The 14,618-nt window shown below is 43.0% G+C and carries 9 protein-coding genes; 6 read left to right on the top strand and 3 right to left on the bottom strand.

What is annotated here, in order from left to right:
- The first annotated feature begins 7 nt into the window (after positions 1-7).
- The 5 genes from FTT92_RS00225 to ligA all read left to right on the top strand — a co-directional run bounded on the left by FTT92_RS00225 (position 8) and on the right by ligA (position 8,303).
- The gene (locus FTT92_RS00225; RefSeq protein WP_180008514.1) at positions 8-820 is read left to right on the top strand and encodes a sulfite exporter TauE/SafE family protein; all 813 of its coding nucleotides are present in this window, start codon (positions 8-10) and stop codon (positions 818-820) included.
- Positions 821-967: 147 nt separating this feature from the next.
- Positions 968-1,663 (top strand): GntR family transcriptional regulator, encoded by a 696-nt coding sequence (locus tag FTT92_RS00230; RefSeq protein WP_180171150.1) that lies wholly within the window; start codon positions 968-970, stop codon positions 1,661-1,663.
- Between the two features lie 10 nt (positions 1,664-1,673).
- Positions 1,674-5,123, top strand: a complete 3,450-nt coding sequence (gene smc / locus FTT92_RS00235; protein ID WP_180171151.1) for a chromosome segregation protein SMC — start codon at positions 1,674-1,676, stop codon at positions 5,121-5,123.
- A 1-nt stretch (position 5,124) separates the two neighbouring features.
- Positions 5,125-6,171, top strand: coding sequence for a cell division protein ZipA C-terminal FtsZ-binding domain-containing protein (locus FTT92_RS00240; RefSeq protein ID WP_180171152.1), 1,047 nt, complete (start codon positions 5,125-5,127; stop codon positions 6,169-6,171).
- A gap of 98 nt (positions 6,172-6,269) precedes the next feature.
- A complete protein-coding gene (gene ligA, locus FTT92_RS00245; RefSeq protein WP_180171153.1) occupies positions 6,270-8,303 on the top strand; it encodes an NAD-dependent DNA ligase LigA in 2,034 nt (677 codons plus the stop codon).
- Positions 8,304-8,544: 241 nt separating this feature from the next.
- On the opposite strand, the gene FTT92_RS00250 is transcribed toward ligA, so the two are convergent.
- From FTT92_RS00250 to FTT92_RS00260, 3 genes are all read right to left on the bottom strand, one after another.
- Complete coding sequence (locus FTT92_RS00250) at positions 8,545-10,008, bottom strand: amino acid permease (RefSeq protein WP_078192342.1); 1,464 nt, start codon at positions 10,006-10,008, stop codon at positions 8,545-8,547.
- Positions 10,008-11,042, bottom strand: a complete 1,035-nt coding sequence (locus FTT92_RS00255) for a methyltransferase (RefSeq protein WP_078192341.1) — start codon at positions 11,040-11,042, stop codon at positions 10,008-10,010. The genes FTT92_RS00250 and FTT92_RS00255 overlap by 1 nt, the downstream gene beginning before the upstream one ends.
- 66 nt (positions 11,043-11,108) lie before the next feature.
- Entirely contained in the window at positions 11,109-12,479 is a 1,371-nt protein-coding gene (locus FTT92_RS00260; RefSeq protein ID WP_078191151.1) for a uracil-xanthine permease family protein, read from the bottom strand.
- Positions 12,480-12,652: 173 nt separating this feature from the next.
- Here FTT92_RS00260 and typA point away from each other — a divergent pair, with 173 nt between their 5' ends.
- Complete coding sequence (gene typA, locus FTT92_RS00265; RefSeq protein WP_111884800.1) at positions 12,653-14,488, top strand: translational GTPase TypA; 1,836 nt, start codon at positions 12,653-12,655, stop codon at positions 14,486-14,488.
- Positions 14,489-14,618 lie beyond the last annotated feature (130 nt).

Consider the following 14,618-nt stretch of genomic DNA (forward strand, 5'->3'; position numbering starts at 1 on the left):
AATATTGATGGAGTTAATCATATATTTACTGATTGGTGCAATCGCTGGTTTTGCTGCGGGGCTATTTGGTGTTGGCGGTGGCCTGATTATTGTACCGATTTTATTCATCGTCTTTACCCAACTTCAGTATGATCCCAGTGTGATAATGCACATGGCGGTGGGCACATCTTTAGCCACGATTATTGTCACCTCACTTAGCTCGGTTTCGGCACATCATAAAAAAGGTGCCGTGCTGTGGAATGTCTTTCGAAATTTGGCACCGGGTTTGGTGATCGGTTCATTTCTCGGTGCAGGCATTGCTGATTATCTCTCAGGGCAGGGCTTGCAACTGTTAATCGGCTTTTTTGCGGTCTGGGTGGCTTTTAAAATGTTTCGCGGTGCAGCGACACCGGTTGATCCGAATAAACATTTACCCTCACAAGCCATGCAAATGGCAGCCGGCGGCGGCATTGGGATTGCCTCTGCGATCTTTGGAATCGGTGGTGGCAGCTTAACCGTCCCGTATTTGAATAAAAATGGCGTCATTATGCAAAAAGCGGTCGCAACCTCTGCTGCATGTGGTTTACCGATTGCAATTGCTGGGGCACTCGGCTTTATGTGGTTTGGTCATCAAGCCGATATCGTGGTTCCCAATACCATTGGTTATATCCATATTTATGCATTTATCGGGATTAGTGTAATGAGCTTCATCACTGCGAAATTGGGTGCGAAAGTGGCTCATATGTTGTCGCCATTTATGCTAAAGCGTTGTTTTGCATGTTTATTAACAACAGTTGGTTGCTATTTTATTTACCAAGGTGTGCAAGCCTTTGGCGCTTGATTGTCCGTTTTGACTGACAAAATTGGCTTTGTTGACACAAGATTGTCAGACAATGTCATGTTCAATTAGGTTGCTTATCGTTTCTAATGCAAATAGATTGAGTGTAAATCTGAACATTGCATCTTATAAAAAAAAGATAGGAACAGTATGCAACAACAAGAAGCGGACAGTTTGTCAGAACAAATTGCCAACCACATCGGTGAACAAATTATTCGCGGTGAGTTGGTCGAAGGCGAGCGTATTCAGGAACTCAGAATCGCGGCCGAATTGGATGTGAGCCGTGGCTCTGTTCGTGAAGCGTTATTGATTTTAGAACGGACCCAGCTCATTGAAATCTACCCACGCCGTGGCGCCTTAGTCTCTGAAATGTCAGCTTTACAAGTGCGATCATTATTTGATATTGCAGCATTATTGTTGGGTCAAATTGTGCATCGTATGGCGGAAACGTGGCGCAGCCATGAAGCTGAACGTATTCAGTTATTACTTGAACAATTAGACGTGGAAACTCGCCAAGGCAATACTGAAAAGTTTTATGATCTGATTTTTCAGGGCATGGCTCGTCAGCATGAAATGGTGGGAAATACTTACCTGATGCGTTATTACCAAGAATTGTTGCCATCGCTCAGACGCAGTTATTTCCTGACACTGAATATTTCACGACGTGAACTACAAGAATCTTTTGATTTGTTTAAATTGGTGACTGATGCAGTTTTAATCAGAAAATCACATCAAGCCACTTTATTTATGGAAGATTTTTGTCGACACTTACGCAACCTTGTGTTGGAATCACTAACACGGATGAAACAAATCGAATTAGCGTGGGCGAGACGTTCACGCCGCTGATCAGGACATTATGCGTTTAAGCAGTTTAAAACTTTCCGGCTTCAAATCTTTTGCCGATAGCACAACTCTAAAATTTGAAGGCAACCGTAGTGCGGTTGTTGGACCGAACGGCTGTGGTAAATCCAATGTGATTGATGCCATTCGTTGGGTTATGGGTGAATCCAGTGCCCGCCAATTGCGTGGTGGCACCATGCAAGATGTTATTTTTACCGGAACGGCAAAGCGTAAACCAGTCGGGATGGCGAGTGTTGAACTGCGTTTTGATAATACCTATGGCAAGTTAGGTGGCGCTTATAATGCCTATACTGAGCTTGCAGTTCGCCGTCAGGTTAATCGTGATGGTAAATCTGAATATTTCCTCAACGGCACTAAATGCCGCCGTCGTGATATTACCGATATTTTCTTAGGTACCGGTTTAGGTCCACGTTCGTATGCGATTATTGAACAGGGCATGATCAACCGTTTGGTCGATGCCAAACCTGAAGAAATGCGTGTGTATATTGAAGAAGCCGCAGGGGTTTCTCGCTATCAAGCCCGTCGTCGTGAAACTTTACAGCATCTAGAACACACCACTCAAAACTTAGAACGTCTCGAAGACATTGCATCCGAACTAAAGTCTCAACTGAAAACCTTAAAACGTCAGTCTGAAACGGCAGTGCAATACAAAGAATTAGAAACCCAAATTCGTACCATTAAGATCGAAGTGCTGTCTTTCCAATGTGAACAAAGTACGCGTTTACAGCAAGAATACACGCTGCACATGAATGAGCTTGGGGAAACCTTCAAACTGGTGCGTTCTGAGCTGAACACCCTAGAGCATGACCTATCTTCCACCAGTGCCTTATTTCAACGGCTTATTCAACAGTCCACGCCTTTACAAAGTGAATGGCAACAGGCGGAAAAGAAACTGTCTGAGTTGAAAATGACGCTGGAGCAAAAGCAGGGGTTATTTGCACAAAATTCGGCAAGTTTGGTGGAGCTTGAAAAGCAAAAAGCTCAAACCAAAGAACGCTTACAGTTATTAGAGTTACAACTGGAAACGCTGCAAGAACAACAAGATGGATTTGTTGAGCAATTACAGCGCCAAGAAAGCAGTAGTCAAGATCAGACTCAACAATTAGCCGATTTGAAAGCTCAGCATCAACAAGCGGTTCAACAATTTGAACAATGCCGTGGGCAAGTCGAAAAGCAGCAACAGCAAAAGCTACAGATGTTGGCGCAGAGTGAACAATTGACCAAAAATATTGGTCGTATTGAGCAACAGCGTGAGACTTTGCAACAGCAACGAGGTCAAATTCAGCATCAGGCGCAACAAGATGAGTTGGAGCAGTATCAGCAAGATAAGCAACAGCTCGAACAGCGAATTGTGCAACAAGAGCTGCTGATTGCTGAAACGCAGACACAGCTTGCAGCTGCAGAAGAACAGCAGGCACAGCACAAAAATACGGTGCTGCAGTTAAAGTCCGAAATACAGGTGCTGTTTTCCGAGCAGAAAAACCTAAACCAATTGATGATTAAAGCCAGTCCAAAGCAGCAAAGCCAGCGTCAACATTTAATGCAGCAGTTGCAGTTGAGCACGCAAGGCAAACAGCATGCACAACTGGTTGAGAAATTTTTGTCTAAATGGCTGAGTGCCCAAGTCTTAGGAAACAGTGATAATTTTCAAGATAGTATTGCACGTCAGGTCAAAGGCAGTCATCACACAGCCGCACAAATCGTTGGATTAGACGCTTTGGCGAAGTGGATTGAAGCACCACAACTTTCGATTTGGCAGCAGGTCGCAATTGCCGAAACATTGACGATGGCATTGAGTCATCAGGCTAAACTGGCCGCTGGTCAGTCGATACTCACGCTCGATGGTTATCATGTCGGTGCAGATTGGGTGATTGGTCTAGATTATGATGAGGACAGCCAAGCAGGGCAAGGTGCATTGAGCCACCGTATTCGCTTAGATGAATTGACTGAATTACTTGCAGAGCAGCAGCCAAAGCTAACGCAACTAGAAGGCCAATTGCCTGAGTTGCAAAATGCCGTACAAGCTTTACAGCAAAATCTGCAACAGCAACATAGCCAATTAAAAAATTGGCAAAAAGACATTCAAAATGCTGATGTTGCCATTGCGAAGGTACAAAGTTCCAATCAGGCTTTTGCATTACAAAAGCAGCAGTTAGAAGATCAATTACAGCAACTTGAAGCACAGCTTGAAGAAGATGCCATGCAAAAAGACGATTTGGAAATTGATTTGCATGCGCTGACGATGAAGCTTGAGCAAGCTTTGCCCAATTATAAAACCTTGCAATTCCAAGTTGAAGAGTTGAGTCTAGCACTGGAAAGTGCTCAGCAAGTGGCATTACACAGTCAGCAAGAATTGGAAATTGTGCGTCGTCAGTCTGTACAGACAAAACAACAGATTGAATTATTAGAAAAAGACACGGTCTTTTTGAAAGCGCAAACTCAGCAAATTATTGGACAGATGGAGCAGGCAAAGAAATTTGTCGATCCGGTACAGTTAGAATTGCCTGCGCTTGAGTCACAGTATTCAGAGCAGGCTCAAGTCACTGAACGTTTACAAAAAACCTGGAATGACTGGCAGCTTGAACTCAATAATGTTCAGAGCAAACAACAGACATTGACGGAACAACGCCATTCACATCAACAGCAAGATGAAAAATTGCGTACGCAATTGGAAGAAAAGCGTCTGGCTTGGCAATCCGCGCAGTCTGATTTACAGCATTATTCTGAACAGCTGAAAGAAATGAACAGCGAAATGCTGACGGGCTTAAGCATTGATGTGGTATCCCATCAGCAAAAACTAGAAAAAGCACAGCAGCAGTTTGATAAATTGGGTGCAGTCAACTTGGCTGCGGCAGAAGAATATACTGAAGTTTCTAAACGCTTTGATGATTTAAGCCACCAAATTGATGACTTGCAAAAGACCGTTGAACAACTGCAAGCTGCGATGAAAAGCATTGATCAGGAAACGCGGAAGCTGTTTATGACCACTTTTGATAAGGTCAATACAGAACTTCAAGCGTTATTTCCGAAAGTATTTAATGGTGGTGAAGCAAGTTTAAGTCTTGAAGATGGTTGGCAATCGGGTGTAAAACTGATGGCACGACCACCGGGTAAACGAAACAGCTCTTTGGCATTATTGTCAGGTGGTGAAAAGGCACTGACCGCATTGGCTTTGGTTTTTGCGATTTTCCGCCTAAATCCTGCACCATTTTGCGTTTTAGACGAAGTCGATGCACCTTTAGACGATGCAAATGTAGGAAGATTTTGTAATCTTGTAAAAGAGCTTTCAGAACAAGTGCAATTTATCTACATTACACACAATAAACTGGCTATGACAATGGCAACTGACTTACTTGGTGTGACCATGCCAGAACCAGGAACTTCAAAATTAGTGACTGTGAATATAGAGCAAGCCAAAGAATACGGTTTAGCTGCGGAGGCATAACATGGAAATCACCACTATAGTTGGGATTGTAATCGCTGTAATTATCATGGTTGTGGGCATTCGAATGATGTTTCGTAAACCTGCAGATGCAGCGCCATCACTTGACACCGAATTACATATTGATCCTGATAGTCAGCAACCTGTTATTCCGCGCCATGTACGCAATCAGTTAAATACACCTGAAACCACGCAACGTGTTGAGCCGACTTTGGCTGAGGAAAAAGTCACAGCGGTTGAAACGACTCAAGCTGTTCAAGCAAATGTAACGCAAGAAGCAACGGCAACGGAACCAACTGAGCAGAGCGTTGAAGCTAAGACTGAGGCGATTACGACAGATCCCGTTTCAGTTGAAAACGCTCAAACTGCAACAGAAGACAGTACATTGTCTACAGAAGCAACTGAATCTACAACTATTGCATCTGTAGCCGCCGATGCCAATCACGCAGCGACTGCTGCGACGGACGTTCAGGCTGATGCTGTTCCTGCAGAAAAAGCGCCAGAATTTAGTGTAAATAGCGCAATTGAAAAAGCTGAAATTAGCGATTTTGATGAAGAAAGCAGTATTTTGGATGCGCATTTACATGAACAAAAAATTGTTGATGAAGAAAGTGCTTTAGCAACTGCGGAAACTTATATCGCCTTAAATGTTTTCCCAGATAGCCGTGCATTGTCAGGTGAAAAAGCATTAAAAGTTTTACTCAAATACGGCCTGCGTTTTGGCGAAATGGCCTGTTTCCATCGCTATGATGAAGAAGGTACAAAGTTATTATTCTCTGTATTGCAAATGAATAATGATGGCGCTGCGCAAGGTTTTGATCTTGAAACTTTATCGACTGAAGAAGTAAAAGGTTTGGCTTTCTTCTTAGCGCTGCCACACAGCGATGTACAAAATGCCTTTGATACCATGGATAGCATTTCACGTCTAATTGCCCGTGAAATTGACGGTACTGTGTATGATCAAAATAACCAAGAATTTACACCGCAGATGCGTGAACATTGGCGTCATCAAGCGATTGATTATCGTCAAGGTCAAGCCATCGAAGTCTAAGCGTCTTTGATTGAAACTCACCGAGTGGGTTTCTATAATAGCAACAGATAATGAAATTTGAGGGCGGAGTATGAACCGCCCTTTTTTATGGTGAATGTATGACACAACAATCCACTGTCGTTGCACAGATGCGACAACTGATTCAACTCTTGGCGAAGCATAACCATGCCTACTATGTCATGGACACGCCAGAAATTGAGGACAGTGAATATGATCAACTTTTTCACCAATTAAAAGCTTTAGAAGAGCAATACCCTGATTTAGTACAACCTGATACACCAACTACAAAAGTGGGTGGAAAGGCCTTGTCTAAGTTTGAATCTGTAACCCATGCAGTACCCATGTTGTCATTGGGTAATGTGTTTAATGCAGAAGATTTATTTGCCTTTGCGCGTCGTGCGGAAGAGCGCTTGCCGAATCAAAAAATTGAATATGATGTCGAATTAAAATTTGATGGACTGGCGATTTCTCTCTGGTATGAAAATGGCATTTTAGTCCGTGGTGTGACACGGGGTGATGGTGAAACAGGGGAAGACATTACCCAAAATGTAAAAACCATTCGTAATTTACCTAAAGTACTGACCTCTACACAGACTGAAATTCCAAGTCTGCTTGAAGTCCGTGGTGAAGTTCTGATGCCAAAATCAGGCTTTGAAAAGCTTAATGCTGAAAACGAAGCCAAAGGTGAAAAAACCTTTGCTAATCCACGAAATGCAGCAGCAGGAAGCTTACGTCAACTCGATCCTGCAATTGCGGCTTCGCGTCCCTTGGCTTTTTATGCTTATGGCATTGCACAGTGCGAACCACATCATGGTCAAACCACCATGTCTGCAAGTCTTGAGTGGCTGACACAGTTTGGTTTTGCTGTCGGTGAACGTCACTTTATATGTGACAGCATTCAGGACGTACAAGCTGCGTATGAGCAAATGATCATTGATCGACCAAGCCTGAGTGTTGAAATTGATGGCATGGTGATTAAAGTGAATAGTTTGAAACAGCAGCAAACTTTAGGTTTTTTAAGCCGTGAGCCACGCTGGGCAACGGCATATAAATTCCCTGCAGTCGCAGCGCTCACGACAGTTGAAAATATTGATTGGCAAGTGGGGCGTACAGGCACTTTGACCCCAGTCGCACGTTTAAACCCTGTGGCAGTCGGAGGGGTAACGGTTTCCAATGTCACGCTACATAATATTGGTGAAATTCACCGCCTAGATGTCCGTGTAGGCGATACCGTGAGTGTTTACCGTAGTGGTGATGTGATTCCCAAAGTGGAAAAAGTTTGGCCTGAATTTCGACCTGTAGAAGCAGTTGAAGTTCAATTGCCCGAATGTTGTCCTGTCTGTTCTTCACCTGTGGTGATGCCCGAAGGTGAAGCCTTGGCACGTTGTTCAGGTGGTTTGTACTGTGCTGCACAGCGTATTGAGGCGATTCGTCACTTTGTATCACGTAAAGCTATGGACATTGAGGGCTTAGGCGACCGTTGGGCGGAATCACTTTTACATTTGGATTTGCTCAAAGATGTTGCTGATATTTATAGCTTGCCAGAGCATCGTGAAAAATTACTGACCATTGAAAAAATGGGTGAGAAGTCGGTTCAAAACCTCATCGATTCTATTGAAAATAGTAAGAAAACGACACTAGGTGCATTTATTTATGCACTCGGCATTCGAGGCGTGGGTGAAACCACGGCACGCATGCTCGCCAATACCTTCCAAACCTTTGATGCGATTCGTCATGCAGATCTCGAATCCTTGAAAAAAACGCCAGACGTTGGTGATATTACCGCTGAATGGATTGTCGACTTTTTCCAAGCGCCGCATAACCTCGAAGTGGTTGATCGTTTGTTGGCAGCTGGGATTCATTGGGATGCACCTGTTGCACCAAGTCGTCAGCCGCTGAATGGCGAGAGTTGGGTGATTACTGGAACATTGAGTACCATGGGGCGTGATGAAGCGACGCAAATGCTTCAAGCCTTAGGCGCACGTGTCAGTGGTAGTGTTTCGGGTAAAACCAAATGTGTAGTTGCAGGTGAAAAGGCAGGTTCTAAATTAGAAAAGGCTGAAAAGCTGGGTGTACCTGTGATGAGCGAAGACGAGTTTATTGCCTTTGTACAACAGCATAATGCTTCTTAAGTATTGAAAATCAAACCTGAAAACGTAGTTACTTTTGAACAAACGCCTGATGCATTGCATTGGGCGTTTTTATTTTGCTGCTTAACATGATTGCGTCAGCCTATCAGTTGTTGATGATAGATCAGACATCATTCCTCAACATCACTCACGAAATATTTTGTTAAAGCGTGAATGTATTGAGATACAATTTTAGCCATAAAAAAAGCAGCTTAGGAGCTGCTTTTTTTATTCAGTGATTACATTATTCTTGATCAACTTTCATCGGTTTTACATCCATTTCTTGATATGAAACAAACTTAGTTTTGTGTTTCCACTTATAACCGAACCAAATGGCAAGGAATAAGAAAATACCAATATAGGTAGAAACAACGGCTAACCACTCACCATCTAAAACGGCTTGATAGTTCTGACCAAGGACCACGATGGCACACAAAATAAAGGCAAACCACGGTGCAAATGGGAAGAATTTTGCACGGTAAGCAAGATCTTCTAATTTATTGCCTTGAGCCAAGTAGCCTTTACGGAAGCGATAATGTGAAACTGCAATACCGAGCCACACAATAAAGCCACACATACCTGACATGTTCAGTAACCAGTTAAATACCGCTTGTTCACCGATAAAAGTGGTTAAGAAGCACAGTGCCGCAATCGCCGTTGTTGCATAAAGCGCATTCATCGGTACGCCACGTGCATCTAAGCGACCAAAGACTTTCGGCGCACTGCCTTTACGTGCCATATCAAACAGCATACGAGTAGAGGAGTACATACCAGAGTTACCCGCTGATAAAATCGCAGTCAAGATCACCGCATTCATCACCGATGCAGCAAAAGCAAAACCTGCTTTTTCATACAGTAAGGTAAATGGTGAAAGTGCAATATTTTCAGTAGATGCTGCTTGTAATAAACGTGGGTCATCATAGGCAATGAGAGTGCCGATAATAAAGATACACACGATATAAAACAACAAGATACGCCAGAAAATTTGCTTGATGGCAATAGGAATGGTCTTTTCAGGATCTTTCGATTCACCTGCAGCCACACCAACCATTTCAGTCCCTTGGAAAGAGAAACCGGCAATCATGGCCACACCAATCAAGGCAGATAAACCGCCGACAAATGGGGCTTCACCCTTGGTCCAGTTGGCAAATGTTTCTACGCCCGGTGTCAGCATGATTTTGCCAATCATAAACAGGCCGATAATGATAAAGGCAACAATTGCGAGCACTTTAACAAGCGAGAAGAAGAATTCGGATTCACCGAAGCCTTTTACGGTCAGCGCATTAATGGCAAAGACGATTGCGAGGAAAATCGCACTCCAGTAAAAGCCCGGAATATCTGGAAACCAGAATTTCATAATGAATTGGACTGCAACCAATTCAAATGCCACGGTAATCGCCCAGTTATACCAATAGTTCCAACCCAAAGCGAAGCCGAAACCACCCTCGACATATTTGGTGCCGTAGGTAAAGAATGCACCCGAAGTTGGATTATGTGTTGCAAGCTCACCTAGACTGGTCATCAAGAAGTAAATCATGATACCAATTAAGCAGTATGCAAGCAGGGCGCCACCCGGGCCTGCATTGGCAATGGTTGCACCTGAGGCAAGGAATAAACCTGTACCAATTGATCCACCAATTGCAATCATGTTGAGATGGCGAGCACCCAACTTACGCTGAAGCTGAGCTGGTTTTTGAGTTTCGCTCATCATTGTTCCTTAAGATTTTTTTGCGTGCTTGCAAACAAGACTTTAAATCCTTGTTGGTCGGCTTTGATTGTACATTGACCATAATGCTGCTCAATTAAAGTCGGATAATTGAGGAATCGGTTGGCAACAATCCAAAGCTCACCCCCAGACTTCAAATGTCTGCGCGAAGTTTTGCATAGATTTTCACTGGCATTGTAGTCGGTTTGAATCCCTTGATGGAAGGGTGGATTGCTGACTATGGCATGTAAAAATAGTGGTGCATCCTCGATTCCTGTGACCGCTTTAATCTCAAGTTGTTCAGGTTCAAGCAAATTTTGTTCAAATGTCATTTGTGTAGACGCTAGTGCAAAGGCATCTACATCCATGGCAAAGATACGATTTTTAGGATTCAGTTTGGCTAAATAAGCACTGATAACACCCGCACCACAGCCAAAATCTGCAATTTTGCCCGAAGTCACCTGTGATAAATAAGGCAATAAGGTAGCCGTACCCACATCTAAACGGTTCTGGCTAAATACACCCGGCAGTGCGCAAATCGTAAGCTCACCATTTGGGGTCTCAACTGGATATTTTTGCACCCAATCTTGCAGTGGCTTCAGTGTGACAGTTTTTTCCAATAGGGTTTGCCACATTTGACAGTGACGCGCACTATCAATTTTTAGGGTTTTACCAAAGGGCTGTAATTGTTTTGCAGCGCGTTCAACACCACCTTTTTTTTCACCCACGAGGAAAATAGACGCACCTTGAGCAAGATGACTTGCGACATTGTGTAATAAATAATTTAGCAGTTCTTTTGATTTTGGAACAAAAATAACCGCTTGATCAAACTGACCTTCAGGAAAATCGACACCAAAATGGACATTTGACTGTTGATTTTGAAAGTACTGAAAATCATTAAAATTCCAGCACCAAATCGATGGCTTAATATTGTCATTCAATTGACTGAGTAAGTCATCTGTCGGTGCATTTACGAAAAGCACGCGATCTTGTAATAAATCGATCTGTCGTATAACGACTTCACTTGTGAGATCCATAGATTTCTCCATCATAAAAAACACTGCCTAGGGCGGAACCTAGGCAGTGTTTTTTGACAAATGAACTTACTTCTTCACTTCAGGAAGAACAATATTCAAAATAAGGGCAGCGATACCACCAGTGGCAACGCCTGAACTGAAGATATTACGGAACAATTCAGGAAGATGTTCAAGGATTTGTGGTACTTGTGCAACACCTAGACCCAATGCCAATGAAATCGCAATGATTAATAGTGCGCGGCGGTCTAAATGAATGCCTGACAAAATATTAATACCAGAGGCAGCAACAGCACCAAACATGACCATTACAGCACCACCGAGTACGGCTTGTGGAACCGCCTGAATGACACCTGCTACAGCAGGAAGTAAGCCTAAAATAACCAATAAGGCAGCAATCCAAATGCCTACATAGCGGCTTGCAACACCTGTTAACTGAATAACACCGTTGTTTTGCGCAAATACAGAACTTGGGAATGTGTTAAAGATACCGGCAAGGAATGAGTTTGCACCATTCACCAATACACCACCTTTAATACGCTTCATCCATTCAGGGCCATCTACAGCTTGATTTGAAAGCTTAGAAGTCGCGGTAATATCGCCAATCGCTTCCAAAGATGTCACAAGGTAGATAAATGCCATTGGAATAAACAAGCTCCAAGAGAAGCTTAAGCCAAAGTGCATCGGTGTTGGAATTTGAACCAGTGGCGCATCTTTTAAACCATCAAAGTTTAAATGACCCATAAAGCCTGCAAGGATGTAACCCACGACTAAGGCAATTAGGATGGCAGAACTTTTTACCCATGTAATACGCACACGGTTCAATAAAATGATCAGTGCCAAAACGGTACATGACATGATGAGGTTGTCTGCATTGGCAAATGTTTTATCGCCCATGGCTTGATAACCACCACCCATGCTGATCAGGCCTTCTTTAATTAAAGTCAGACCAATCAATAGCACCACAATACCTGTTACCAATGGGGTAATCAGTTTTTTCACCCACGGTAAGATCCGTGACACACCCATTTCAATGAATGAACCCGCGATCACCACACCAAAGATAGATGCCATCACTGCTTCTACAGGTGTACCTGCCGCAACCATTGCAGAACCAATACCGATAATAGGACCAATAAAGTTAAAGCTGGTTCCTTGTACAATCAGGAGACCTGCACCAAATGGGCCGACTTTTTTACATTGTAAAAAAGTTGCGATACCAGAGATCACCAATGACATCGAAAGAATCATATTGGTGTCTTCTTTTGATACACCAAGTGCTAAACAGATCAGTAGACCCGGCGTCACAATCGGGACAATAATGGCCAATAAATGTTGGAACGCAGCGAGAAAAGCAATAAAAGGTTTTGGTCGATCATTCAATCCATAGACTAAATCGAGTTGATCTTTTGCTTCGGGAGATTGGTTTAAATCAGACATGCGGCACTGAAAATTAAGGCTAGGTGGCGCTATTCTAATCTGTTTACACAGCTTTACAAAACCAAAAGCGTACCAGTCGTCAAAAAAAATGCGATTGTCAATAAACTGTCACTACTAAAATCTATATTTTTTCTGTATAATTTGCCCTCAAACTTTAGGCGTATCGAATTCACATGTCAGATATTAAAACTCTCCGTAACATTGCCATCATCGCGCACGTCGACCATGGTAAAACTACTCTTGTAGACAAACTTTTACAGCAATCAGGTGCTCTTGGCGATCGCGCAGGCGAGATCGAACGTGTAATGGATTCTGGCGCTATTGAAAGTGAACGTGGTATTACCATTCTTGCAAAAAACACTGCAATCAAATGGTTAGACAAGCGTACTAACACTGAATACCGTATCAATATCGTGGATACCCCGGGACACGCCGACTTCGGTGGTGAAGTAGAACGTGTAATGTCAATGGTTGACTGCGTACTTCTTCTTGTTGACTCTCAAGAAGGCCCAATGCCACAAACTCGTTTTGTAACGCAAAAAGCGTTCGCACGTGGTTTGAAACCAATCGTAATTATTAACAAAGTCGACAAGCCAAACGCTCGTCCAGACTGGGTAATTGACCAAGTATTCGATTTGTTCGACAACCTTGGTGGTTCTGACGAACAGTTAGACTTCCCAGTTGTATATGCTTCAGGTCTTCGTGGTGTGGCTGGTCCATCTCCAGAAGAACTTGCTGAAGACATGACTCCATTGTTCGAAACAATTGTAGACATCGTTGAACCACCAGCGGTTGACGTTGACGGTCCATTCCAAATGCAAGTGTCTTCACTTGACTATAACAGCTTCGTAGGTGTTATCGGTGTTGGTCGTATTCAACGTGGTTCAGTGAAATTAAACACTCCTGTAACTGTAATCGACAAAGACGGTAAAACACGTAACGGTCGTATCTTAAAAATCATGGGTTACCATGGTTTAGAGCGTATCGATGTTGAATCAGCTTCTGCTGGTGACATCGTTTGTGTAACGGGTATTGATGAACTTCATATCTCTGACACAATCTGTGATCCAAAAGCAGTTGAAGCTTTACCTGCACTTTCTGTAGACGAACCTACAGTATCGATGACTTTCCAAGTAAACAACTCACCGTTTGCTGGTAAAGAAGGTAAATTCGTAACTTCACGTAATATCCGTGAACGTCTAGATCGCGAATTGATTCACAACGTAGCATTACGTGTTGAAGATACTGACAGTCCTGACCGTTTCAAAGTATCTGGTCGTGGTGAGCTTCACCTTTCAGTTCTTATTGAAAACATGCGTCGTGAAGGCTTCGAAATGGGCGTATCACGTCCACAAGTAATCATCAAAGAAATTGATGGTGAAAAACAAGAGCCATACGAAAACGTAACGTTTGACGTTGAAGAGCAGCACCAAGGCGCTGTAATGGAACAAATGGGTCACCGTAAAGGTGAAATGACCAATATGGAAGTTGACGGTAAAGGCCGTATCCGTATTGAAGCAACTGTTCCTTCACGTGGTTTGATTGGTTTCCGTTCTGAATTCTTAACTATGACTTCAGGTACAGGTATCATGACTTCAAGCTTCTCGCACTACGGTCCAATGAAACAAGGTACTGTTGCGAAACGTCAAAACGGTGTGTTGATTTCTATGGTTCAAGGTACTTGCTTGGGCTATGCACTATTCAGCTTACAAGACCGTGGCCGTCTATTCGCTAAACCTCAGTTAGAAGTTTATGAAGGTATGATCGTTGGTATTAACTCACGTTCAGACGACATGACTGTTAACCCAACTAAAGCGAAACAGCTAACTAACGTACGTGCTTCTGGTACTGATGATGCGTTGACTCTTGTTCCGCACATTGAATTTACGCTTGAACAAGCGCTTGAATTCATTGAAGACGACGAATTAGTTGAAGTAACGCCTAAGTCAATCCGTATCCGTAAACGCTGGTTGACTGAAAACGAACGTAAACGTAACCGTAACGGTTAATTTTACAGTTTCAAAAAAACCGCTGACTTAGGTTAGCGGTTTTTTTATGCATGGGTGTTTTGAATAAAAATGCAAAAATTGAATGACTTTATTCATTTAATTCGACATGCATAATTTTGATAAATCCTTT

This window comes from Acinetobacter sp. YH12023 (assembly GCF_013420135.1).
GTDB classification, from domain to species: domain Bacteria; phylum Pseudomonadota; class Gammaproteobacteria; order Pseudomonadales; family Moraxellaceae; genus Acinetobacter; species Acinetobacter amyesii.

What these genes read in the sequence shown, in the direction of transcription:
- FTT92_RS00225 (WP_180008514.1), top strand. Translation starts at nt 8, where the DNA reads ATGGAGTTAATCATATATTTACTGATTGGTGCAATCGCTGGTTTTGCT.
- FTT92_RS00230 (WP_180171150.1), top strand. Translation starts at nt 968, where the DNA reads ATGCAACAACAAGAAGCGGACAGTTTGTCAGAACAAATTGCCAACCAC.
- smc (WP_180171151.1), top strand. Translation starts at nt 1,674, where the DNA reads ATGCGTTTAAGCAGTTTAAAACTTTCCGGCTTCAAATCTTTTGCCGAT.
- FTT92_RS00240 (WP_180171152.1), top strand. Translation starts at nt 5,125, where the DNA reads ATGGAAATCACCACTATAGTTGGGATTGTAATCGCTGTAATTATCATG.
- ligA (WP_180171153.1), top strand. Translation starts at nt 6,270, where the DNA reads ATGACACAACAATCCACTGTCGTTGCACAGATGCGACAACTGATTCAA.
- FTT92_RS00250 (WP_078192342.1), bottom strand. Translation starts at nt 10,008, where the DNA reads ATGAGCGAAACTCAAAAACCAGCTCAGCTTCAGCGTAAGTTGGGTGCT.
- FTT92_RS00255 (WP_078192341.1), bottom strand. Translation starts at nt 11,042, where the DNA reads ATGGATCTCACAAGTGAAGTCGTTATACGACAGATCGATTTATTACAA.
- FTT92_RS00260 (WP_078191151.1), bottom strand. Translation starts at nt 12,479, where the DNA reads ATGTCTGATTTAAACCAATCTCCCGAAGCAAAAGATCAACTCGATTTA.
- typA (WP_111884800.1), top strand. Translation starts at nt 12,653, where the DNA reads ATGTCAGATATTAAAACTCTCCGTAACATTGCCATCATCGCGCACGTC.